General features: G+C 62.0%; 21 protein-coding genes and 1 pseudogene. 9 read left to right on the top strand and 13 right to left on the bottom strand.

The window, feature by feature from the left end; all coding sequences use genetic code 11:
* Positions 1 to 65: 65 nt before the first annotated feature.
* On the top strand, positions 66 to 1,292 hold the full coding sequence (locus BT199_RS22615; RefSeq protein ID WP_072435496.1) for a TIGR03862 family flavoprotein: 1,227 nt from the start codon (positions 66 to 68) through the stop codon (positions 1,290 to 1,292).
* Between the two features lie 113 nt (positions 1,293 to 1,405).
* Here the strand turns inward: BT199_RS22615 and BT199_RS22610 are convergent, their stop codons facing one another.
* Together BT199_RS22610 and yedA are read right to left on the bottom strand one after the other, a co-directional pair.
* On the bottom strand, positions 1,406 to 2,740 hold the full coding sequence (locus BT199_RS22610) for an RNA helicase RhlE1 (protein ID WP_072435495.1): 1,335 nt from the start codon (positions 2,738 to 2,740) through the stop codon (positions 1,406 to 1,408).
* 48 nt (positions 2,741 to 2,788) lie between these two features.
* Positions 2,789 to 3,686: pseudogene (yedA, locus tag BT199_RS22605) on the bottom strand (drug/metabolite exporter YedA).
* A 160-nt stretch (positions 3,687 to 3,846) separates the two neighbouring features.
* Here yedA and BT199_RS22600 point away from each other — a divergent pair.
* The gene (locus BT199_RS22600) at positions 3,847 to 4,308 is read left to right on the top strand and encodes an Lrp/AsnC family transcriptional regulator (protein ID WP_072435494.1); all 462 of its coding nucleotides are present in this window, start codon (positions 3,847 to 3,849) and stop codon (positions 4,306 to 4,308) included.
* 187 nt (positions 4,309 to 4,495) lie between these two features.
* Here BT199_RS22600 and BT199_RS22595 read toward each other — a convergent pair whose 3' ends face one another.
* Complete coding sequence (locus BT199_RS22595) at positions 4,496 to 4,762, bottom strand: acyl carrier protein (protein WP_072435493.1); 267 nt, start codon at positions 4,760 to 4,762, stop codon at positions 4,496 to 4,498.
* Positions 4,752 to 5,318, bottom strand: a complete 567-nt coding sequence (locus BT199_RS22590) for a hypothetical protein (protein ID WP_072435492.1) — start codon at positions 5,316 to 5,318, stop codon at positions 4,752 to 4,754. Before BT199_RS22590 ends, BT199_RS22595 begins: the two co-directional genes overlap by 11 nt.
* A gap of 488 nt (positions 5,319 to 5,806) precedes the next feature.
* Between BT199_RS22590 and BT199_RS22585 the strand changes: the two genes are divergently transcribed.
* Positions 5,807 to 6,118: a DUF6124 family protein gene (locus BT199_RS22585; RefSeq protein ID WP_072435491.1), complete on the top strand. Its 312-nt coding sequence runs from the start codon at positions 5,807 to 5,809 to the stop codon at positions 6,116 to 6,118.
* A gap of 187 nt (positions 6,119 to 6,305) precedes the next feature.
* Here BT199_RS22585 and BT199_RS22580 read toward each other — a convergent pair whose 3' ends face one another.
* The 3 genes from BT199_RS22580 to BT199_RS22570 form a co-directional block, all read right to left on the bottom strand.
* Positions 6,306 to 6,917, bottom strand: a complete 612-nt coding sequence (locus BT199_RS22580) for a 3'-5' exonuclease (RefSeq protein ID WP_014720051.1) — start codon at positions 6,915 to 6,917, stop codon at positions 6,306 to 6,308.
* 25 nt (positions 6,918 to 6,942) lie between these two features.
* Entirely contained in the window at positions 6,943 to 7,419 is a 477-nt protein-coding gene (locus BT199_RS22575) for a LabA-like NYN domain-containing protein (RefSeq protein ID WP_003194396.1), read from the bottom strand.
* Positions 7,420 to 7,537: 118 nt separating this feature from the next.
* A complete protein-coding gene (locus BT199_RS22570) occupies positions 7,538 to 8,260 on the bottom strand; it encodes a DUF2076 domain-containing protein (RefSeq protein WP_072435490.1) in 723 nt (240 codons plus the stop codon).
* Between the two features lie 182 nt (positions 8,261 to 8,442).
* Between BT199_RS22570 and BT199_RS22565 the strand changes: the two genes are divergently transcribed.
* Both BT199_RS22565 and BT199_RS22560 read left to right on the top strand, forming a co-directional pair.
* Entirely contained in the window at positions 8,443 to 9,102 is a 660-nt protein-coding gene (locus BT199_RS22565; RefSeq protein WP_032873246.1) for a YciC family protein, read from the top strand.
* A 41-nt stretch (positions 9,103 to 9,143) separates the two neighbouring features.
* Entirely contained in the window at positions 9,144 to 10,232 is a 1,089-nt protein-coding gene (locus BT199_RS22560) for an endonuclease/exonuclease/phosphatase family protein (protein WP_072435489.1), read from the top strand.
* 122 nt (positions 10,233 to 10,354) lie between these two features.
* Here BT199_RS22560 and hrpB read toward each other — a convergent pair whose 3' ends face one another.
* Positions 10,355 to 12,862, bottom strand: coding sequence for an ATP-dependent helicase HrpB (gene hrpB, locus BT199_RS22555; RefSeq protein WP_072435488.1), 2,508 nt, complete (start codon positions 12,860 to 12,862; stop codon positions 10,355 to 10,357).
* Between the two features lie 253 nt (positions 12,863 to 13,115).
* On the opposite strand from hrpB, the gene BT199_RS22550 reads away from it, so the two are divergent.
* The gene (locus tag BT199_RS22550; protein WP_003194410.1) at positions 13,116 to 13,535 is read left to right on the top strand and encodes a hypothetical protein; all 420 of its coding nucleotides are present in this window, start codon (positions 13,116 to 13,118) and stop codon (positions 13,533 to 13,535) included.
* Positions 13,536 to 13,544: 9 nt separating this feature from the next.
* Positions 13,545 to 14,438: a cation diffusion facilitator family transporter gene (locus BT199_RS22545; protein WP_072435487.1), complete on the top strand. Its 894-nt coding sequence runs from the start codon at positions 13,545 to 13,547 to the stop codon at positions 14,436 to 14,438.
* Here the strand turns inward: BT199_RS22545 and BT199_RS22540 are convergent.
* Positions 14,435 to 15,397, bottom strand: a complete 963-nt coding sequence (locus BT199_RS22540; protein ID WP_038451614.1) for a DUF6515 family protein — start codon at positions 15,395 to 15,397, stop codon at positions 14,435 to 14,437. The two genes, BT199_RS22545 and BT199_RS22540, sit on opposite strands and share 4 nt — an antisense overlap.
* 427 nt (positions 15,398 to 15,824) lie before the next feature.
* On the opposite strand from BT199_RS22540, the gene BT199_RS22535 reads away from it, so the two are divergent.
* Positions 15,825 to 16,304: an Lrp/AsnC family transcriptional regulator gene (locus BT199_RS22535; protein ID WP_003194418.1), complete on the top strand. Its 480-nt coding sequence runs from the start codon at positions 15,825 to 15,827 to the stop codon at positions 16,302 to 16,304.
* A 196-nt stretch (positions 16,305 to 16,500) separates the two neighbouring features.
* Positions 16,501 to 16,710 (top strand): DUF2788 domain-containing protein, encoded by a 210-nt coding sequence (locus BT199_RS22530; protein ID WP_025999909.1) that lies wholly within the window; start codon positions 16,501 to 16,503, stop codon positions 16,708 to 16,710.
* On the opposite strand, the gene BT199_RS22525 is transcribed toward BT199_RS22530, so the two are convergent.
* The 4 genes from BT199_RS22525 to BT199_RS22510 form a co-directional block, all read right to left on the bottom strand.
* On the bottom strand, positions 16,705 to 17,337 hold the full coding sequence (locus BT199_RS22525; RefSeq protein ID WP_005791693.1) for a pseudouridine synthase: 633 nt from the start codon (positions 17,335 to 17,337) through the stop codon (positions 16,705 to 16,707). The two genes, BT199_RS22530 and BT199_RS22525, sit on opposite strands and share 6 nt — an antisense overlap.
* Before the next feature lie 71 nt (positions 17,338 to 17,408).
* Positions 17,409 to 18,881: an AMP nucleosidase gene (gene amn / locus BT199_RS22520; protein WP_161981173.1), complete on the bottom strand. Its 1,473-nt coding sequence runs from the start codon at positions 18,879 to 18,881 to the stop codon at positions 17,409 to 17,411.
* 183 nt (positions 18,882 to 19,064) lie between these two features.
* The gene (locus BT199_RS22515; RefSeq protein ID WP_072435486.1) at positions 19,065 to 20,717 is read right to left on the bottom strand and encodes an acyl-CoA dehydrogenase family protein; all 1,653 of its coding nucleotides are present in this window, start codon (positions 20,715 to 20,717) and stop codon (positions 19,065 to 19,067) included.
* Between the two features lie 68 nt (positions 20,718 to 20,785).
* The gene (locus BT199_RS22510; RefSeq protein ID WP_072435485.1) at positions 20,786 to 23,185 is read right to left on the bottom strand and encodes a hybrid sensor histidine kinase/response regulator; all 2,400 of its coding nucleotides are present in this window, start codon (positions 23,183 to 23,185) and stop codon (positions 20,786 to 20,788) included.
* Positions 23,186 to 23,285 lie beyond the last annotated feature (100 nt).

The raw sequence follows: 23,285 nt of genomic DNA, 5'->3' as shown, positions 1-23,285 counted from the left end.
GATCAGGCAGCGGCGTCATGGTCGGGTAGAATGCTCGGCCTATTCACATCACCGTAGCCCTGCCCATGCCTCAGACTTCTGCCCACCACGTCTCCATTATCGGCGGCGGCCCCGCCGGGCTGATGGCCGCCGAAGTCTTGAGCCAGGCGGGCGTGCGCGTGGATCTGTACGACGGCATGCCTTCAGTGGGGCGCAAGTTCCTGCTGGCCGGCGTGGGCGGCATGAACATCACCCACTCCGAGGCGTACCCGGCGTTTCTGTCGCGCTACGCTGAACGCGCGCCGCACATGGCGCCGCTGCTGCGCAGCTTTGGTGCCGAGGCGTTGTGCGAATGGATCCATGGCCTGGGTATCCAGACCTTTGTCGGCACCTCCGGCCGCGTATTTCCTACCGATATGAAAGCCGCGCCACTGTTGCGCGCCTGGCTCAAGCGTCTGCGGGAGCAAGGTGTGGTTATCCACACCCGGCATCGGTGGACGGGTTGGAATGCCGAGGGCGATTTACTTATCCACAGCCCGGACGGCGAAAAAGTTGTCCACAGCGACGCTGTGCTGCTGGCCCTGGGCGGCGGCAGCTGGTCGCGATTGGGCTCCGACGGTGCATGGCTCAACCTGTTTGAAGGCAAAGGCCTGCCCTATGTGCGGCTGCAACCGAGCAACTGCGGGTTTGAAGTATCGGCGTGGAGCGAGTTGATGGTCAGCAAATTCGCGGGCGCACCGTTGAAAAACGTCGCCATTGGCCTGGGGGATGACAAGCCTCGGCTGGGTGAATGCGTGATCACCGCCACCGGCATTGAAGGCAGTTTGATTTACGCCTTGTCGGCGCCGATTCGCGAAGCGATCAACCGCGACGGTGCGGCCACGGTGCATATCGATTTACTGCCCAGCAAGCCGTTGGACAAGGTGCAGGCCGCATTGGCCAAGCCCCGTGGCTCGCGGTCGATGAGCAAGCACTTGCACAGTCAGTTGGGGTTGGATGGGGTGAAAGCGGCGTTGTTACGCGAGTTGACGCCCGCTGAACACTTCACCGATCCGGCGCAATTGGCGGTGGATATCAAAGCGTTGCCGCTGACATTGGTGAAAACACGGCCGATGGATGAGGCGATCAGCACGGCGGGTGGTGTGCCGTTTGAAGCGCTGGATGAGCGGTTGATGCTCAAGCCATTGCCTGGCGTGTTTTGTGCGGGGGAAATGCTGGATTGGGAGGCGCCGACCGGTGGGTATTTGCTGACCGGCTGTTTTGCCAGTGGCCGGACGGCTGGGCTGGGGATGTTGGAGTGGCTCCAACGCTGATCGTTCCCACGCTCTGCGTGGGGATGCCGCCAGGGACGCTCTGCGTCCCGCTTTAGGTTCGTGACGCAGAGCGTCACAGGATGCGTTCCCACGCGGAGCGTGGGAACGATCAATCACTTCTTCTTACGCGGCCCAGTGTTAAACACCGGCACCTTGCGCACCGGCTTGATCGAAGGCTCGGCCGGCGCCACTTCCCCACTGTCTACCCACTTGCCCAGGTTGCGCTTGCCGCCACCGCCGGACGCTTTAGGCTTCTTCGGCTTTTTCGGTTTCTTGACCACCTGCCCGCTGGCATCGGTGTCCGGCACGCGGTGCTCCGGCTCGAAATCCGGTTCCATCTTGCGGGTGAGGGTCTGACGGGTCAGCATCTCGATCGCCGAGAGCATGTTCACCTCGTCGGCACACACCAGGGAAATCGCCTCACCGGTGTTGCCCGCACGCCCGGTACGGCCGATACGGTGGATGTAGTCTTCGGCCACGATGGGTAGGTCAAAGTTGACCACCAGCGGCAGGTCTTCGATATCCAGGCCACGGGCCGCTACGTCGGTGGCCACCAGGATCTGCACGTCGCTGGTCTTGAAGCGGTCCAGTGCGCGTTGGCGGGTGGCTTGGGGTTTGTCGCCATGAATGCCGTCGGCGTTGATGCCCAGGCCCTGCAACTTGTCCACCAGGGCGTCTACGCCGTTGCGGGTCTTGGCGAACACCAGCACTTGCTTCCAACGGCCTTTGCGCATCAGGTGCACAAACAGCTCCGGCTTGCGCTTCTTGTCCACCGGCACAACCCACTGCTTGACGGTGTTGGCGGCAACGTTGCGGGGGCTGACTTCGATGCTCAGCGGGTCGTTGAGCATTTGCCCGGCGAGCAGGCGGATGTCATCGGAGAAGGTCGCGGAGAACAGCAGGGTCTGGCGCTTTTTCGGCAGCATGCGATAAATGTTGGCAAGCTCTTCGGAGAAGCCCAGGTCGAGCATACGGTCGGCTTCATCCAGCACCAGGGTTTGCAGCTGGTTGAGCTTCAGCGCGTTCTGGCGGAACAGGTCGATCAGGCGGCCAGGGGTGGCGACCAAAATATCCACACCCTTGCGCAGCTTCATCATCTGCGGGTTGATACTCACGCCGCCGTACACCGCGTAAGTGGTCAGCGGCAGGTGCTGGGCGTACTCGGCAACGCTGGCGTGAACCTGCTCAGCCAGCTCGCGAGTGGGGCACAGGATCAGCGCACGCGCCGAGTTGGCGGCGACTTTCGGCCCTTCCAGGGTCAGCAGTTGCAGCAGCGGCAAGGCGAAACCTGCGGTCTTGCCGGTGCCGGTCTGGGCTGCGGCCATCAGGTCGCGACCGGCCAGCACGGCCGGAATGGCTTGGGCCTGCACCGGCGTCGGGGTCTGGTAGCCAAGCGTCTCAAGGGCGCGCAGCAAGGGTTCGATCAGGCCAAGGGTGGCGAAAGTCATGTAGTTACCGTAGGAAAAATTCAGCGCAAGGGCGTAATGCGCGGCAGTTTACCTTATTTCGGGTTTGGGCTTGCGCCATTGGGGCAGGCTGATCAGCAACACCGCGCTGATGATCACCAGCATTGCCAGGGCTTCTTCCAGGCCGATGCTCTCACCGACGAACACAATCCCCAGTAACACGGCCACGGCCGGGTTCACATAGGCGTAGCTGGTCGCCGCCGCCGGGCGTACGTGCTTGAGCAGGTACATATAAGCGTTGAAGGCGATGATCGAGCCGAACACCGTGAGGTACGCCAGGGCCAGCCAGCCTTCCAGCGGCGGCATGGCCTGCAGGTGCTCGCCAGACAACGCGCTGACCAGCAGCAGCGCCACGCCAGCCACGAGCATTTCCGCGGCACTGGCCATGGCGCCTTGGGGCAGCGGCAAATGCCGGCTCCACACCGAGCCGAAGGCCCAGGACGCCGCCGCCATCAACAGCAACACCGCGCCCAGTGGGCTCGACTGCAAGGTACTGCCCATGTTGAGCATGGCAATGCCGATGATCCCCAGCAGCACCCCGGCCCATTCCAACCGCGTATTACGTGCGCCCCAGAAAAACCCACACAGCAAGGTAAACAGCGGCACCGTCGCCACCGCCAGCGCGGCCACGCCGGACGACACGCCCATATGTTCGGCCACGCTGACGCCACCATTGCCCACGGTGAGCAACAAAATCCCGATCATCCCGGCCGCCTTCCACTGCGGCCAGGTCGGCGCCGGCACCCCGCGCCACCTGAGAAAGCCGTACATCAACGCGCCCGCCGTGCAAAACCGAATCCCCGCCAGCAACAGCGGCGGCCAGTACTCCACGCCAATGCGGATCACCAGGTAGGTGGAACCCCAGATCACATACAACGCAAAAAAAGGCGGCGATCAACGGTAAGGGAAAGCGACGTGGGCCAGGCATTGGGCGGCTCTATGACAGGAAATGGGAGACTTATTCTAGAAACGAAGGTGGATAAACTTAAGTTACAAAACCTGTTTAAAACGCCAATACACTTCTCAAACCATGGTTATCAAGGCTATAAACCGTGCTTTCGAAAGCGATGCGCAACCGGAGCCTTATCATGGACAAATACGACCGCATGCTCCTCAGCGCCCTGCTTGAAGATGGCCGTGCTTCCTACGCGCAACTGGCGCGCACCGTGAACCTCTCCGCACCCGCCGTGGCCGAACGCGTGGCCAAGCTTGAGGCCAGCGGCGTGATCACCGGGTACCAGGCCAAGGTGGATTTATCCAAAGTGGGTTTGCCGATTCAATGCGTGATTGAACTGCGGCTGACCAATCATGGCAGCCAAAAGGTGTACGACGCCCTGGCGGAAATTCCCGAACTGACCGAATGCCACCGGGTCACGGGCGACCCCTGCGTGATCATGCAAGCGGCGGTGGGCTCGATGCCCGAGTTGGAGAACCTGATTAACCGGGTAGCGAAGTTTGGCTTCAGCAAAACCTCGATTATTTTGTCCAGCGCCATAGAGCGGCGGGTGCCGTTGGGGCAATTGGAAGCCAATGGAAAAAATGGTGGCTGAGGGATCGCGCACTGCCCGAGCGACGCGGTCAACTGTGGGAGCTGGCTTGCCTGCGATGGCGCCAGTGGCCTCACCGCTTGCCCGCCGCCCCCTGTAGGAGCGAGCTTGCTCGCGAAAGACCTGAGGGCGCCGCGTGCATTCAGGATGCCAGCGTCACCGTTGGCGTTCTTCGCGAGCAAGCTCGCTCCTACAAAGGGCTTGATCTGCGCTCAACGATCAAATCAACGATCTGCTTGATGGTCGTGATGTGATCCCAATCCTCCTGCGTCGCTTGCAGCTTGAACTGCCATTTGATCTGCATGACAAAGCAGGTCAGGTCGTCATCAATGATGTCGAAGTCATGGATGAAGTCGGTTTGATCCGACACTTCGCTTCGGTCGATAAAACCAATGATATCGACGAATAGCTGGATCACTTTTTCAGCGACTTCGGCTCTGCTCAGATTACCTTCCATTCCTCGCCTCATAGGCACACTTACCAATACTGACTAGGTCAAAGACTGCAAGCCCGGCAGCAACGAAGGGTATGCCTCGCCCGATGATGCCAAATACCCGGACCGTGCCAAACGTTGCTTTTGCCATTCTGGCCATGGTGGGTTGCCTGATCAATGTACGAGGGAAAAAGCGCATTCCGATCAGGCTAGCCAGGTTCGTGGTTTTGCTGGAGCCGACGTGAACCCAAGCACCCACCGCAATTTTGCTTATCGGTATACCCGCCGCACCAGTGATCACTGTAGCTGCCGTGAGGCCGTAGTGTTGCTGTGTACATTTCCAGAGTTCATCAAACGTCGTATCGGGCACGGTGGGATCAGCGTGAATCGGCTTGAGTAACTGGTAATGAGGGCCATGACTCCAACCTGGCGAACTCGGCAACACCATGACTGCCGGGCAGCTTGTCATCGTGTTGCCCACATGAAACGCCATGCTTGAACTGGAGCCCAGATCAATGCCATTTGACTCAAGTTCCAACTTGCTTCGCATAATCGCCGTATGAAGATCGCTTTCCTGCATGACTGTAATCCCTGTGCATGAGTGACAGACGGGATGGTAGGTCGCAGTAAGACGCGGTAGAGGAGTAAAAAGGAAAACCAGAAAGGTCCTAGGTCATAGCCGGATTTGGCCTACCGACCATTCAGCACTCAGGTGAAAGAGACCTCAAAACCCCGTTTTTTCATTGGCCAGCAAGACCGATCCCTTTCATTTGCGGGACGTTTCCGAGAGAATCCCACGGCCTTGTTTCCGTCGGATTCGGTAGCTAGTCTCGCCCTGTCATCGAATGTTCGGTGACCGGACGTGCAAGTCCGACGACGGTAATACACATAGCCTTAACTCTCTACGCCTGGGTTTATCTCTGGCGCTAAGTGTCATGGCAGCTGTACGCGGGAGATCTTTGGATCTACCGGACTCCGTCTCGGTCTTGCACACCTGCGTACTGCTGCCACCCTAATTCGTGTGCAAGCGAACGGTTGCAGCTTCTTACCTGACGGAGAAGTTTCACCATGGTCAAAAAAGTCACCCCCGATCCACCCCAGTCCAAAACCGACTTCCTCAGCGAAGACGCCCTGCTCCACCGTCGTGCCATCGACTACTACCTCAAGGCATCCGCCCCGGATGCGCCGATATTTATCCTCAATGACAACCTGAGCTTCGAAGACGCCCTGGCCCATGCGGCGGATTTGTTGCACTGCGCGGTGGAGACGGCGAATGCCTCGGGTGAGGTGATGAAGGCGCCGCAGCGGGCGGTGATGCATTTGGTGGAGATGGCGAAGGGGGTGGTGGACCAGGCGCTGGAGTGCGCACAGCCTCGATAGTCGACGCATAACCCCTGTGGGAGCGGGCTTGCCCGCTCCCACATTGGCACTCCAGTGTTTGCTGATCGTTCCCACGCTCTGCGTGGGAATGCCGCCCTGGACGCTCTGCGTCCGCTCTTAAAGTCGTGACGCGGAGCGTCACCAGATGCATGCCCACGCGGAGCGTGGGGACGATCAGCGCCAGGCCTTAAAACCCGCGATGTTTCTTCAGGTGCTCATTGATCTTCGCGGCCGGCACTTTCTGCAAGGTGCACAACAGGTCATGGGACAGCTCCCGCAGGCCGTGGGTCTGGCGCAGTTCCCGGGCCAGGTGCGCGGTGAGGTTGGCGGCCATTTCCGCATCCGCCAGCGCCCGGTGAGCCTGGCCGGTGTGGGGCAGTTTGGCGTAGGTGTTGAGGGTGCCGAGCTTGTGGTTGGGCGCCGCCGGCATCAGGCGGCGAGCCAGGAGCAGGGAGCAGGCAAATTTTTGCAGGCGGGTGCGGCGGATCAGGCCAAGCTCAAAGTCCCAGAACTTCTGGTCGAACGCGGCGTTGTGCGCCATCAAGGGCGTGGTGCCGACGAACTCATTGACTTCGTTCATCACTCGTTCAGCCGGTGGCGCGCTGCGCAGCATGGCGTTGCTGATGCCGGTGAGCTGTTCGATAAACGCCGGTATGCGCACGCCAGCATTCATCAGGCTCTGGTAGCGGTCCACGATTTGCCCGCGCTCAAGGATGACCACGCCAATCTCCGTGGCCCGGCAGTGGCTGCTGGGGGTGATGCCGGTGGTTTCAAAGTCGATGACCGCTATACGTTCCAAACCCGTTCCAACTCCGTTCTACGATCTATTTGAGCAACAACGCGCCTTCGATCGGCACATAGTGGCTGGCGGCGCGTATCAATGAGTTGGCCGTCAGCCCCGGCACGCCGTAGGCCACGGCCCGCACGCCATGCTTGTGGATGATGCGCTCGAGCAACATGTCGAAATCACCGTCACCGGAGGCCAGCACGACTTCGTCGACATGGTCGGCGGCGTCCATGATGTCCAGCGTGATGCCCACGTCCCAGTCGCCCTTGGCCGAGCCGTCGCTGCGCTGGATGTACGGCTTGAGTTTTACCGTAAAGCCCAGGTTGCGCAGGATCTGCTGGAACTGCTGCTGCTTGCTGTCGCCGCGGTCGATGGCATAGGCGTACGCCTCGACAATCTGCCCGCGCGCGCTGATGTCAGCCCACAGAGCGGCGTAGTTGAAGTGGCAACCATAGGCCTGGCGCACGGTGTAGTAGAGGTTTTGCACATCGGCGAACACCGCAATTTTTTTCACCGCACTTCCTCATGGACAGCCAGGCGCCAGCGCCCGGAAAGGGCGCCAGTATGCCAGCCAAGGGAGCGTTTCCGGGAAAAAATCAGACCGGAGCGCCGCAGCGCCCCGGCGTGGTGTGTCAGACGAAGGAATCGTCGTCGCCAAAGGATGAGGAATCGTCGGAATAATCGCTGTCGGCGAAGTTATCAGAGTTGCTGCCCCAGCTGTCATTGCCGGCAAACTTGTGGTCATCGTTGCCCCAGTTGCCCTGGTCACTGGCCGGTGCCGGTTGTTCGATGATTTCTTCCACCACCTGCGGCTGCTGGTTGTGATGGAACAGGCTGCTGATGCCTTCGGCCAGCAACACCCCACCGGCCACGCCGGCGGCGGTTTTCATGGCGCCACCGAGGAAGCCGCTGCCGGCTGGCGCGGCGGCCGGTGCTTGCGGCGGTTGGTAGTTCTGCTGCGGCGCTGGCTGACCAAAAGCGGGTCGCGCCGGCTCACGCCAGCCGCCACCTGTGTTGCTCGGCGCAGGCTGTGGCTCACGGGAGCCGCCGCCAAAGATGCTCGACAGGAACCCACCACCGCTGGCCGGCGCCGGTTGCGTGGCCTTGGCCCGTTGCAGCTCGTCCTGCAATTGCTGGATTTGCTGGGCCTGTTGCTTGTTTTGCGCGTCGAGGCTCTGCAGCGCATGTTCCTGCACCAGAATCGACTGGGTCATGTAGTAGCCGACGGCGGGTTGGCGAGCCATATGCTCCTTGATCCGCGCTTCGGCCTGGGCGTCGCGGGGGGCTGAGTCCGTTTCGGCTTGCTGCAACCGTGAAAACAGTCCATCGATCAGGGTTTGCTCTTCGCTGTTCATGGCGACCTCGTTAGATTGCCGATAAAAAATTCCGGTCCCGCCTGTGATCAGGCTGGGGGCTTTCCAGTTATGGGGATGTTACGAGTTGTTTCAATGGTCTTTACTCAAGGTTTACGTTTGCGCCCCTTGGACCCTGATCGGTTAAAGTGTGGCCCTCTGCTTCCAGGCCTGTGATGACCCTGATGAATCCGTTAGACGTTTTGCGCGACTCCTTCCGCTTTACCCAGCGCAACCTGGGCGCCATCGTCCAGCTGTGCCTGCCATTGGTGATCCTCGAAGCCTTGTTGCAACAGGTGCTGGACCACACGCTGGGCCCGGATGCGTTTCCCGGCTACAGCGTGGTCGTGGGTTTGTTGGTGTACCCGCTGTACACCGGCGCCCTGATCCTGTTTCTCGATGCCCGCACCCGGGGCGAGTCGCCGCGCACCAAGGACGTGTGGGCCATGGCCTTGAGCCTGTGGCCGCGTTTTGCCCTGCTGACAGCCATGAGCACCTTGCTGATTCTGTTGGGGCTGTCGCTGTATTTCCTGCCGGGCTTGTGGCTGATGGTGGTGCTGGCGTTTGCCGAATACCTGCTGGTGCTGCGCGGCATGCCCGCCCTGGAGGCGATGAAGGAAAGCTTTCGCCTGACCCGCGGGCATTTCTGGCGCATCCTGGTGTGCCTGCTGTGTGTGATGACGCCGTTGTGGCTGCTCAAGGGCGCCAGCGTGGCGGCCTACCCTGAGCCGGCGCCGCTGCTGGGGCTATTGATGGACAGTGCCCACAGCTTTTTGCAGTTGTTTACCAGCGTGGTGCTGTTCCGTTTATTCATGCTGATCGGTGGCGACGCCGACGTGCGGTGATATGCTCCGTGGCTCTTCTGACACGCATATAAGCCGAGCCGATGACCCGTTTATTGCGCATCACCCTGTTGAGCCTGTTGATCATCGCCGGCCTGCTGGCCGCGCTGATCTACAGCCTGACCTGGCGCCCTGCCGACAAAGAGACCCTGCCCGTCAGTTGCGTGGCACCCCGCGCGCCGACGCTGTTGCCGGGGCAGGCGCTCAAGGTCATGACCTGGAATGTGCAATACCTGGCCGGCAAGAACTACGTGTTCTGGTACGACATCCCGGACGGCAGCGGCCCGGACGATCGCCCCACCGTCGAAGACATGGCCTTTAGCCTCGACGAAGTGGCGCGGGTGATTCGCGACGAACAACCCGACATCCTGCTGTTGCAGGAAGTCGACGAAGGCGCCAAGCCTTCCCATTATCAGGACCAGCTTGCGCTGTTGCAGGAGCGTCTGGTCGACCTCTACCCCTGCAGCACCCAGGCGTTCGACTGGAAGGCCGACTTTGTGCCCAGCCTGCATATCTTCGGCAGTGTCGGGCGCAAGCTCGCTACGCTCAGCCGCTACCAGATCGAACACGCCGAACGCCTGCAACTGCCGGCCGCCGAAACCAACTTCATCAGCCGGCAGTTCCAACCTAAACCTGCGTTGCTACTGACTTACCTGCCCTTGAGCGATGGCGGCCAACTGGCGGTGCTCAATACACGCCTGGACGGCGGCGCACCTGGCCGCTCGGCAGCGCAACAACAAGTGCAAGCCACGGCCAAGCTGCTGGACAAGTTCGAAGGCCGGGGCACGCCCTGGTTGATCGGCGGGGATTTCAATCTGCTGCCACTGGGCCAATACCTGCGCCTGGACGCGGCTAAGCGTGGGCAGTATGCGCCGGACAGCGAGTTGCACCTGCTGTGGGACAAGTACCCGATGATCCCACGTAACAGCGAGTCCAGCGGGATTGATCGAGAAAAATGGCTGACGCACTTCCCCAATGACCCGAGCCTGGACGGGCCGGATCGCACCTTGGATTATCTGTTCTACAGCCCGCGCATCAAGCGGGTGGAGGCGAAGGTGAGGCAGGAGGACACATTGCGCATTTCCAACCATCTACCGGTTATCGCCCGCTTCCTGCTGCCTGCCGCGCAATAACCCACATCCTTAATCTTTTGTGGGAGCTGGCTTGCCTGCGATGCCGCCGATGCGGTCTTTCAGTGACAGCGCAGCGATGCGATCGCAGGCAAGCCAGCTCCCACATTTGAACTGCATCGCGCCTACTTACGCGGCTTGATCCGGGCCGTCGCTTCGGCCACCAACGGGTCATCCGGCCAGTAATGCTTGGGGTAGCGCCCTTTCAAATCCTTCTTCACCTCGGCATAGGTACTGCGCCAAAAGTTCGCCAGGTCCTGCGTGACCTGCACCGGTCGCCGCGCCGGGGACAGCAGGTGCAGCTTCACGGCCAGGCGCCCGCCGGCAATGCGCGGGGTGTCTGCCAACCCGAACAATTCCTGCAAGCGCACCGCCAGAATCGGCGGCTGTTCGCTGTAGTCCAGGCGTACCGATGACCCTGAAGGCACTTTCACATGCTGCGGCGCCAGCTCTTCCAGGCGTTGGGGCAAGGGCCAGGGCAGCAGGTTGTGCAGGTAGCTGGAAATATCCAGGTTGGCGAAATGGCTGAGGCGCGAGACCTTGCCCAGGTAAGGCATCAGCCAGTGCTCCAGGCCCGCGAGCAGGGCCTTGTCACTGATGTCGGGCCACTCGCTGGTGTTGCCGGCATCCAGTTGGCGCAGCAGCATCACACGGGCTTGCCACTGACGCAGTTCCGGGGTCCAGGGCAGCAGTTCCAGGCCTTTGCGGCGCACCAGGTTGACCAGCGCCTGGCTGCGAGCGGATTCGTCGAGGCCGGTCAGGGGTTCGCGGCTGAGCACCAGTTCACCGACTTTGCGTTGGCGCTCGGCACGCAAGACGCCTTCGCGCTCGTCCCAGTCGAGTTGGTCGACGTTGCGCACTTGCTCGGCCAGCACCGTGTCGAACAGTGCCGGGTCAAAATCCGCCGCCAGGTAGATGCGCTCTTCACGCTGGCCCTGGCGGCTGCCCAGGTCGGCGATCACCAGCCAAGGTTGTTTCATCAGGCTGTCGGCTTCGGCAAACAGCGCCGCTCGGCCATTGGCCAGGCGATATTCAGCGCCACCAGGGCGCCGTTGCTGGGCGACGCGGTCCGGGTAGGCCAATGCCAGCAAGGCGCCGAGCCAGCGCGGGTGGTCGGGGTTGTCCACCGGCTGGGTCGCCTTTCCGCGCATGTAGCCACGGTATTGCCGGGCCAGTTGCTTGGCACGCTGAACGCCGCCCTGGGTGCCGCGCGCACGTTCTTCTCCGGACATCAGCGCCAGGCGGCTGTGCAAATCGGCACCGCCGCCGCGCAAGATGTCGCGTTCGCCCAGCAGGGCCGCCACGTCACAGGCGGTGGCGGCGAGGCCCAGGTCCTGGCCACGCAACAACAGATGGGCGATACGCGGGTGAGCCGGCAACTCCGCCATCTTCTGGCCATGGGCGGTGAGGTTTTCTTCGTTCAATGCACCGAGGCGCTGCAACAGGTCCTGAGCCTGGGCATACGCGGCCGTGGGTGGTACGTCCAGCCACACCAACTGGCTGGGCGTCACGCCCCAACGGGCCAGTTGCAAGGCCAGCCCCGCCAGGTCAGCGGCGAGGATTTCCGCGCTGCCATAAGCGGCCAGACCGTCGTGCTGGTCTTCGGACCACAGCCGATAACACACCCCCGGCTCCAGGCGCCCTGCCCGGCCGGCGCGTTGGGTGGCGCTGGCGCGGGAGATGCGCTGGGTGTCGAGGCGGGTCATGCCGCTGCCGGGGTCGAAACGCGGCACCCGCGCCAGCCCGGCGTCGATCACCACGCGTACGCCGTTGATGGTCAGGCTGGTCTCGGCGATGTTGGTGGCCAGCACCACTTTGCGCTTGCCGGCCGGCGCCGGGTCGATGGCGGCGCGCTGGGCGTTGAGGTCCAGCTCACCGTGCAACGGGCATAACAGTACATCAGGGCGATCACCCAAGGCCTCAGTCAGTTGCTGGTTGACCCGGCGAATCTCCGCCTGCCCCGGCAGAAATACCAGCACACTGCCGGGCTCGTCATGCAGGGCTTCGAGGATAGTTTGCACCACGCGCGGCTCGATAAACTCCCCGGCCTGGTACGGCCGGCCCCAGCGCATCTGCACCGGGAACATGCGCCCTTCGCTGCGCAGGATCGGCGCGTCATCCAGCAGGCCGGCCAAGCGCTCGCCTTCGAGGGTGGCGGACATCAGCAGGATCTTCAGCGGCTGCTCGTCGCGAAACAGCTCGCGACCGTTAAGGCTCAGGGCCAGCGCCAGGTCGGCATCGAGGCTGCGCTCGTGGAATTCGTCGAAGATCAACAAGCCCACGCCGTCCAGCGCCGGGTCGTCCTGCAGGCGGCGGGTGAGGATACCTTCGGTGACCACCTCGATACGCGTATTGGGGCCGACTTTGCTGTCCAGCCGAATGCGGTAGCCCACGGTCTCACCGACCTTTTCACCCAGTTCACTGGCCAGCCGCTCGGCAGCAGCACGGGCAGCCAGGCGCCGGGGTTCGAGCATCAGGATGGTTTGCCCGGCGAGCCACGGCTCATGCAACAAGGCCAACGGCACGCGGGTGGTTTTACCGGCGCCGGGGGGCGCTTCCAGCACGGCTTCATGGCGATGCGCCAAGGCGTCACGCAGGGCGGGTAAAACATCATCGATCGGCAACGAATTCATACTGGCTCCAAAGCAGAGCGGCGAGTATAACGGCGAACTGCCGAGTGCCGATGCGGGTCTTAAAAACACCCACGCTTTGGGCTGTGAATGCAGTCGGAGGTGGGAGCTGGCTTGCCTGCGATAGCGGTGTGACAGTTGCCGCTGTATTTCCTGAACCGTCGCAATCGCAGGCAAGCCAGCTCCCACATTGGTTCATCGGCGCCTGGCCGATCTGGCTTATAGTCACCCTTAAATATGTTCAGGAGACTTTTTCATGCGTATCGCTTCCCGTGTCATCGGCGGTGTCCTCGCCGTTACCCTGCTGAGCCAACTTACCGCCTGCGGGTCGATTTTCTACCCCGACCGTCGTGGCCAGATCGATGGCAAGATCGACCCGACCATCGCGGTACTCGATGCCCTCGGCCTGTTGTTTTATGTGATCCCCGGCCTGATCGCCTTCGGTGTCGACTTCGCCACGGGCGCCATTTACTTCGAACCGGGCAAGACCGCCCAGGTCGCCCCCGAGAAACTGCACGAAGCCATCGGCGCTGACGGCACGGTCGATAACGCCAAGCTGCAGAGCATCATCCAGAAAGAAACCGGCCGCACCTTGCCGCTGGACGACCCACGCCTGATCCAGTTCAAGGGCAGCGTGCAGCAACTGGCGGCCCTGGGCCTGCAGCCTGCCGCGTAAGGACAGCCCATGACCAGCAGCCCCGAACACGCAAGGCTCTTGCGCCTGGCCACCCGCGCCTCGGTGGGCGTGGCCTGTGTGCTGATTATCACCAAGGCCATCGCCTGGTGGCTCAGCGGCTCGGTGAGCATGCTCGCCGGGTTGACCGACTCGCTGCTCGACGGCGTGACCTCGCTGCTGAACTTGCTGGCGGTGCATTACGCCCTGCGCCCCGCCGATGACGATCATCGTTATGGGCATGGCAAGGCAGAGTCGCTGGCGGGTATGGCGCAAGCCTTGTTTATCGCCGGCAGTGCGGTACTGATTGCGCTCCAGGCCTATGAACGGCTCAAGCATCCGGAGCCGGTCGGCGCACCGTGGCTGAGTATCGGCGTGATTATCTTGTCGCTGGGGCTGACCGTGGCCCTGCTGATGCTGCAACACCACGTGGTGCGCGAGACCGGCTCCAACGCGGTGCGTGCCGACTCGCTGCATTACCGCTCAGACTTGCTGCTCAATGGCAGCATCCTGATTGCGCTGGTGTTGGCAGGCTTTGGCTTTCATCAGGTCGACGCCTGGTTCGGCCTGGGAATCGCCGCTTACATTCTGTGGAGCGCGATCCAGATCGCCCGGGAAAGCTTTGCGGTGTTGATGGATGAAGAGCTACCGCCGGATGTCAGCCAGCACATGCTGGAGCTGGCCCGTGGCGTGCCCGGCGTGCTGGGTGCCCACGACTTGCGTACGCGGGTTTCCGGCAACCACTGGTTTGTGCAGTTGCACCTGGAGTTGCCGGGGGAATTGACGCTGTCGGTGGCCCATGGCATCAGCGACCAGGCCGCCGATGCCATTCACCGGGAATACCCGAAAGCCGAAGTGCTGGTGCACGCCGACCCACGGGAAGTGGTCACCGGTAACAAGGCCTAGTACTGCACCTGATACCCCCGACTGCCCAGGCAGTTGCCCTGGGCCTGGCGGTAGGTTTGCACCACCGCAGGGTCCGGGGCGTAGGTGACGGTGCGCGGGTCGAAGCCACTTTGTTGCACCGCCCAGCGATAACAGTCGTAGCCGTCCTGCTGTACCTGGGCTGGCGACTGGCCGTTGGCCGGGTAAGCCACCACGTCATAACCGTTGCCTTGAGGCGTCGGCGGAGGTGATGGCACCTGCGTCGGAGGTTGTACCACCACGTATTGTTGGGTGCTTTGCTCGTAGGCGTAATAGGCGCCTGCGGCGAGGAACAACAGCGAGCCGCCTACCCACACTTCACGTGCGTAGTCCGGCAGGTAATGCACGCGGATGCCGTAGGGCGGTGTCACCACCACGTAGCGCGGGCCTTGGGGGCGATACCAGTAGCCACCGGAGAAAAAGTAGTCCTGGCCACGGTAAGGCACGCGGTAATTGCGATCGGGGAAACGGTCGATGACATAACCAGGGCGATGTTGCGGGCCCGGGCCCCAGCCGTTGCCATGCCCGTCGGGGCGGCCTGGCCAGCGGTTATCACCGGGGCGATCGTTACCCGGACGCGAACCGGGGCCGCCGGCCTCCCAATGCCGGTTGTCATCGGGGCGTCTGGGAATATCACGGTAATAACCCTGGCGCGGCTCCTGGGTCTGGCGCACGGTATCGGGCCGGCCCTGGATCGGCAGGTTATTGGAGGGTTGCGGTTGCGGTGCTGGTCGCCCCGGCTCATGACCTTGAGGCCGACCTTGCCATTGGCCACCCTCGTGCTGGCCGCCACGATCACCCTGCGGGTTTTGTGGGCGTGGCTGATTGTGCTCAGGCCGTTGCCCCTGGCCCGGTGAGTTATCGCGTTCGTCGGCCATCGCCTGGGAGCCGACGCTGACCACCAGCAAACCAACACCTGCCATACGCCAGATGCGCTTCATGCTTTTCCTCACTGCGGATTGGGGCTTGATCATGAGACTGGAAAAGCCTCGCCCGGTTCTGAGACAGGTTATCAGTCACGAGAACTATTTTCTGAAGGCAAAACGCGCACAAAGAAAAAGGGGTGACCCGTCGGCCACCCCTTGAGAATTTCGTCCTGGCTCAACGCTTTTGACGTTGGCTCACCTCACGCCGTCTTGTGGACAGTGTGCAGCCTGGAGGCCGGCTCAACCCTGCTGGGGCGGCGGCCGCAACGGGCCTGATTGGGCGCGTTGCTGTGGACTGTTGTCCAGGCGGTGATTCTGTTGGTAATCATAGGCGTGCCGGGCGGGCAGAGGATTGCGAAGATTGCGTCAATAAACAGTGCTTGCGCAATTTTTAACCCTTCATGGATAATTAACCGCAATAGTTACGACAAAGGCCAACCCAATGAGCAAGCTTGACCGATACGACCTGAGTATTCTGGCGGAATTGCAGCGCGACGCGAGGATCTCCAACCAGGAGCTGGCCGAACGCATCGGCCTGTCGCCTTCGCCCTGCTCACGCCGGGTCAAGCAATTGGAGGACGACGGCTACATCGCCCGCCAGGTCGCCCTGCTCGACCGCAAGATGCTCGGCCTGAGCCTCACCGCTTATGTATTGATCGGCATGGACCGTCACACGCCGGAACGCTTCGAGAATTTCGAGGCCGCCATCCGCACCCTGCCGCAAGTGCTGGAGTGCAGCCTCGTGACCGGGATGGATGCGGACTACCAGTTGAAGGTGGTAGTGCCGGACATGGATCACTATCAAAAATTGCTGCTGGGGCATCTGACCCGGATCGAAGGGGTGACCAGCGTGCGTTCCAGCTTTGTGCTGAACCAAGTGCTCAACAGCACCGAACTGCCCCTGACCCACCTGCGCACCTGAGAACAACGATGTTCAACGGTGGGAGCTGGCTTGCCTGCGATGGCGGCGGGCCAGTTTGCCTCACGATCACTGACAGACCGCTATCGCAGGCAAGCCAGCTCCCACCGTTTGATCGCGTACGACTCAGGTCAATGTTGCGTTTGTGACGCTGCCGTATACTGCTCGCTTGTCTTGTCGGAAGAGTCCCATGAACAACATCGACCCCGCCCTGTTTGAAGAATGGATGATGACCGGCCTGGTCACTATCCTGATCATTTTCATGGGCTTTATCGTCTGGGACCTGGCGAAAAAATCCAAGGCCGGGCGCTTTGGTTCGTTCATCCTGTTTTTCGTGTTGGGCCTTGGTGTGGCAGCGTTCATCATCAAGAGCGTGGTGATCGGCCTGATTGAATCCGGCGCCTTATAAGCGCGCCGGCACTGCCTTCCATTGGCCTTGATCCAGGCCGTCGATAGACCAGTCGCCAATGCGCACGCGCACCAGGCGCAGCGTCGGCAGGCCCACTGCTGCGGTCATGCGCCGTACCTGACGGTTGCGCCCTTCACGTATCACCAACTCCAGCCAATGCGTCGGCACGCTTTTGCGAAAGCGTACCGGCGGGTTGCGCGGCCATAACGCCGGTTCATCCAGTTGTCGAGCCTCGGCAGGCAAGGTCATGCCATCGTTCAGCTCGACACCATCGCGCAGACGTTGCAGCTGTTCTTCAGTCGGCTCACCTTCCACTTGCACCCAGTAGGTTTTCGCCAATTTGTGCTTGGGATCGGCGATGCGCGCCTGAAGCTGGCCATCGTTGGTCAACAGCAGCAAGCCTTCGCTGTCACGGTCCAGGCGCCCCGCCGGGTAAATACCGGGAATATCGATAAAATCCTTGAGCGTCGCGCGCCCGCCTTCGTCGCTGAACTGGGTCAGCACATCGAACGGTTTGTTGAACAGGATCAGCTTCGGCTCGGCCGGTGGCGCCTTGGCGACACGTCGAACAGGCTGCGAAGGTTTCACGCCTGGGCGGCGCGAATCGGGACGGGTAGGACGGGACATGGCAAAGGAACATCTAACGGTCAGGACCGACAATGCTAGTGGCCTGACCGCCAAATGACCATCCCAACCGCTTAGCGGAACGGCGGTTCGTCGAAGCTGCGCAGTTTGCGCGAGTGCAACGAGTTGAGTTCGGTGCGCAACAGGTCGACCGCCTCGATGCCGATCTTCAAATGCTGGCTGACCGCACGCTCGTAGAACGCGTTGGCCGAACCCGGCAGCTTGATCTCGCTGTGCAGCGGCTTGTCGGATACGCATAACAAGGTGCCGTAAGGCACGCGCAAACGGTAACCCTGGGCGGCGATGGTGCCGCTTTCCATGTCCACGGCCACGGCGCGAGACAGGTTGATCAGCGGCCGCTCCTGGGCCCAGCGCAGTTCCCAGTTACGGTCGTCGTAGGTCAGCACGGTACCGGTGCGCAGGCGTTTTTTCAGCTCTTCGCCTTTTTCGCCGGTGACTTTCGCCGCCGCTTGCTGAAGCGCCAGCTGCACTTCGGCCAGGGCCGGGATCGGGATGTTCGGCGGTACTACACGGTCCAGAATCCCGTCGCGGCGCATATAGGCGTGGGCCAGTACGTAGTCGCCGATGGTCTGGGATTGGCGCAAGCCGCCGCAGTGGCCGATCATCAGCCAGCAATGCGGGCGCAATACGGCCAGGTGGTCGGTGATGTTCTTGGCGTTGGACGGGCCCACGCCGATGTTCACCAGGGTCACGCCGTGGCCGTCAGTGGCCTGCAGGTGATACGCCGGCATCTGGTAGCGGTGCCAGACCACGCCGGCGGCAATGGCCGAGGCTTCGCCGTGGTCCATGCTCTTGTCGATCACCACGTTGCCGGGCAGCACCATGCGGATAAAACGCGGGTCACTGCGCAGTTGCTCCAGGCCATGCAGGATGAACTGGTCCACGTAGCGGTGGTAGTTGGTCAGCAGGATCCACGGCTGTACATGGCGCCAGTCGCTGCCGGTGTAATGCACCAGGCGGCGCAGGGAAAAGTCCACACGGGCGGCATCGAACAGGGCCAGGGGCAGCGGGTCGGTGTTTTCCCAGTCGTACAGGCCATCGGCAATGCCGTCGGTGGCGGCGGACAGGTCGGTACTGGGGAATACACGGGCCAGGGTCGCGGCGGTGACGCCGGAGCCGGCCAGTTCATCGCCCTGCTCCACCACATAGGGGTACGGGATGTTCTGCTGGCTGACGCCCACTTCCACCGTGACGGTGAAGTCGTGCATCAGCGGCACCAGTTGCTCCAGCAGGTACTTACGGAACGCGGCCGGGTGGGTCACGGTGACGCTGTAGGTCCCCGGCAGTTGCACCTTGGCATACGCCCGAGTGGTTTGGGGGACTTCACCGTGGCAGTGGTAGGTCAAGCGCAGTTCCGGGTAGCGAAACAATGCGCGCTGCTCGGCGTCGGGCTCGACGCGGTCCTTGAGGTATTGCTTGAGCGCCTGGTTGAGCGCGCCAGTGGCACGCTCATGCAGCGCCGCCAGCCGGTCCACGGCTTCTTCGGCGGTTTTAACGACAACAAAAGCTTCGGTCACGGTAAGCATCCTGTGTTCTGACTTGCAGGCCTTTATCTTGCCTGTATCCAAGCCTCACCGAAACACCAGAAGTGGAATGCGTTGATAGGTGGGAGCTGGCTTGCCTGCGATAGCGGTCTATCAGCTACATAATTGCTGGCTGCACCACCGCTATCGCCGGCAAGCCAGCTCCCACATTTGGATTGTGTTTATTCAGAGCGATTGCGGGGTTGAGCGGGCGACAATTGCTTCCACGTCGACGCCACGCGGCAAGGTGCCATATACCCGCCCCGACGATTCACCCAGCCGGCTGGCGATAAACCCATCACTCACCGCCGCATTACCCGCCTCCAGCAACAACTTGGCCTGTAACGCCAGGGCGATGTCCTCGGTCAGTTGCCGCGCCCGATACTGGATGTCCTGGGTGTCCATGAATGCCGCCTTCAACTGCTCGATATGCCGCGCCAACTGCTTGTCGCCGTGGCCATCGCCCAGCTCCACAAACAACGCCTCCAGTACCCCCGGCTCTTTGGACAGGGCACGCAATACGTCCAGGCACTGCACATTGCCGGAACCTTCCCACGTCGAATTCACCGGTGCCTCGCGGTAAAGGCGCGGCAGGATGCTGTCCTCCACATACCCGGCACCGCCCATGCATTCGGCGGCTTCGTTGATCATCGCGGGCGCGCGTTTGCAGATCCAGTACTTGCCCACGGCCGTGACCAGCCGGGCGAATTTGGCTTCATGCGCATCATCAAGATGATCCAGGGCGCGGCCCATGCGCAGGCTCAAGGCCAGGGCCGCTTCGCTTTCCAGGGCCAGGTCGGCCAGCACGTTCTGCATCAGCGGCTGCTCGCTGAGCACGCGGCCACCCACCTGCCGATGAGCGCAGTGATGGCTGGCCTGGGTCAGCGCCTGACGCATCAAGGCGCTGGAGCCGACCATGCAATCGAAGCGGGTCATGGCAACCATTTCGATGATGGTTGGAACGCCGCGGCCTTCTTCACCGACCATCCACGCCAGGGCGCCGCGAAATTCCACTTCGCTGGAGGCGTTGGAGCAGTTGCCGAGTTTGTTCTTCAAGCGCTGGATGTAGAACTCGTTGCGCGTGTCATCCGGGCGGTGCCGGGGCAGCAGGAAACAGGTCAGGCCCTTGTCGGTCTGGGCCAGGGTCAGAAAGCCATCGCACATCGGTGCCGAGCAGAACCACTTATGCCCCACCAACTCGTAGGCTTGGCCAGGGCCACTCGCGCCCACGGGGTAAGCGCGGGTGGTGTTGGCGCGCACGTCGGTGCCGCCCTGCTTCTCGGTCATGGCCATGCCGATAGTAGCGCCGGCCTTGTGGGCGATGCCGACATTGCGGGGGTCGTATTGGGTACTGAGGACTTTAGGCAGCCAGAGGTCCGCCAGCTCCGGTTGCAGGCGCAGGGCCGGGACGCAGGCGAAGGTCATGGTCAGCGGGCAGCCGCTGCCGGCTTCGGCCTGGCTGTGCAGGTAGGTCATCGCCGCACGCGCCACATGGGCGCCCGCCTGGGGATGGGCCCACGGCAACGACGGCAGGCCATGCTCGACGGCGGTGCGCATCAGCTCGTGATAAGCCGGGTGAAACTCAACCAGGTCAATGCGATGGCCATAACGGTCATGGCTGCTGAACACCGGTTTGTTCTGGTTGGCCAGGAAGCCGGCTGCCATCAACGGCCCACCCGCCAGCGCGCCGTAGGCATCAATGCGCGCTTGGGCCCAGCCGGCGCCAAAGCGGCGTGACCATTCCTGCAAAGGCAAGTCGATGCGATACAGGTTGGTGCCGTCCAGGGACGGTGGCTGGTTGGTGACGTCGTGGGTTTCGGCAAACTGATGCAGGTTCATGACGGGCCTCCTGGAAAAAAGGCCGCATGAACAGTGGCCCGGAATTCAGTTAAGCACCGTGCAAGACCTTAAAAAAGTGGCATACGCGCCGAATGTTCGGCGCTTTCACCCTCATCCGCGCACAGCACGCTACGTTCAAGTGCCGCCTGCAAAGCATCGAAACGCACCGGCTTGGCCAGCCGATCCGTCATGCCAATGCCATGGCAGCGCTCACGCTCCGGCCCATTGGGCGAAGAGCTCAGGGCGATCACCGGCAATTCACCGCAGCCAGGCAATGCGCGAATCTGACAGCACAACGAAAAGCCACCCTCTGGCACATCCAGCAGCACGGCGTCGAAGCTATGCCCTTGCAATGCAGCGAGTGCCGCCGGGCCGCTGTCCACGGTTTTGACCCGGTAACCGAGCTTGAGCAACATGCCACGCACCGCCAGTTGGCCCACGCTGTTGTCGTCCACCAACAGCACCGTGCACTCCTGAGGCGCACGCTGTGCAGGCAGCGTTTGCGTGGCGGGCGTCCCCTGCTGCGGCACGGCGCTGACGTCCACTTCCAACTGGAAGCGACTGCCTTTACGGGGCTCAGAATGATGGGTCAGGCGCCCGCCCAGCAGTTCGATCAACTGCCGGCAGATCGCCAGGCCAATGCCCAGGCCGCCGTATTCACGCGTCATCGAGCCGTCCAACTGAAAGAAACGCTGATACAGCGTGGCCTCATCGAGAAAGGCGAAGCCGATACCGGTGTCGGTGACGATAAAGCTCAGGTGCAAGGCGCCATCCCCTTGGGGCACGCCCACCACTCGCAAGCGCACCGCGCCGACGTGGGTGAATTTGAAAGCGTTATCGAGCAGGCAATCCAGGCACTGGAGCAGTTTGTCGGCGTCGCCGATCAGCCGGTCCGGCACCTCATCGGCCACATCAATGGAGAACGCCAGGCCTTTGCTCTGGGCGCTGCCGGTGAATTGCTGGCGCAAGGTATCGAGCGTGCCGCGCAGGCTGAACACTTGCGGCTGGGCCACCAGGCGACCGGCCTGCAATTCGGTGAGGGTGAGGATGCCGTTGACCATGCGCATCATGTCCCGCGCCGAGCCGGCGGCGGTTTGCTGGTACTGCGTCAGGTCATCGTCCAATGACACGGTTTGCATCAGCTCCAGCGAGCCGATCACACCGTTCATCGGCGTGCGCAATTCGTGGGTCAGGGTGGCGAGAAATTCGTCTTTGAGGCGATTACTGCGGGCCAGTTGCTGGTTGAGCGCTTCCAGCTTCTGGCTGGCATCGAGGAGAATCTGCGCCTGCTGTTCGCGCATGCCGTTGATGCGGTCGGCCAGGGCCAGGGACAACAGCGCCACTTCAATGGCTGAGCCGAGCTGGCTGGCGTACATGGTCAGGAACACGTTAGGCAGGTAACCCAGCACCATCAGGGTGTTGACCACCCCGCCGAGCAGGAAAGCCGACCAGGCGATGATGAAATAACGCGCCATGCGCTGCCCGCAATACCAGGCCTTGATGGCCGCCACGAAGATGGTCACGGTAAACACCAGCGCCAGCGCAGTGGCCAGGCGCAGGGCCACGGCGTAACTGGTCAACAACGCCAGTGCCATCACCAACCCTCCACAGGCCGCGAGCGCCAGCAGGATACGGTTGAGCCAGCGGCTGTGCTGCGCGGTGTGCAGGAAACTGCGCGCGAACAGGCTGCCGAACAAGGCCGCCGAGCCGATCAGGAAGGGCACCGCCGCATTCGCCCACCACGGGTTGTTCGGCCAGAAGTACTCCACCGCGACGCCATTGACCGACAGCTGATACAAGCCGAACGAGGCGATATAGAGGATGTAATACAGGTAGCTGGTGTCGCGCACGCTCAGGTAGATGAACAGGTTGTAGATCAGCATGCCCAGCAACACACCGTAGATGGCGCCGAGCACGTACAAGCGCAGCGGCTGCTCCTCCATGTAGGCGGTGCCGGCCCATAATGTCAGCGGTGCCTGGATCGAGCCTTGGCTTTGCAAGCGCAGGTAGACAGTTTGTTGCTGGTCGGGCAAGAAGCTGAGCTTGAACAGGTAGTTGCTCTGGCTCACCTCACGGCTGGAAAACGGCAACGCGCTGCCGGTGCGGGTGGTGAGGCGGAAGTGACCAGTGCCGTCGTCCTGGTAAAGGTCCAGGCGATTGAGCGGCGGGTAGGCCAGTTCCAGAAACCAGGTGCGCGGTGCCCGGGGATCTTTGGCGGTGTAGTGCAGGTTGACCTTCAGCCAGAACACCGAGCGTGAATAGCCGGCATTGAGCGTGTCTTTGTCGTGGGTCTTGAATTGGGCGGCATAGGCGGGGGAACTGACATCGGCGATGGTGAGGGCATCGGTTGGGTCTTCGAGCACTTGCATGACCCGGCCCAACGGGAGGCTTCGCGTGTCCTGGTTGAACTCGACGGCGCTGGCGAGCATCGGCAGCCCGCACAATAAAAAAATCAGCAAATAGCGCATAGAGCCCCAGCGTAGCCTGGTCCGGTTGTGTCAAAAGCCCCCCATTCCTTTTGAGAAGACGTACACCGGCGATACAGTAAGTTGTTTGGATGCACTTTAG

Origin of the sequence: Pseudomonas sp. NFR02 (assembly GCF_900119375.1) — a bacterium.
GTDB lineage: Bacteria > Pseudomonadota > Gammaproteobacteria > Pseudomonadales > Pseudomonadaceae > Aquipseudomonas > Aquipseudomonas paracarnis.
The sequence above is the reverse complement of the archived record's forward strand: the minus strand, read 5'-3'. Positions and strand labels throughout refer to the sequence as shown.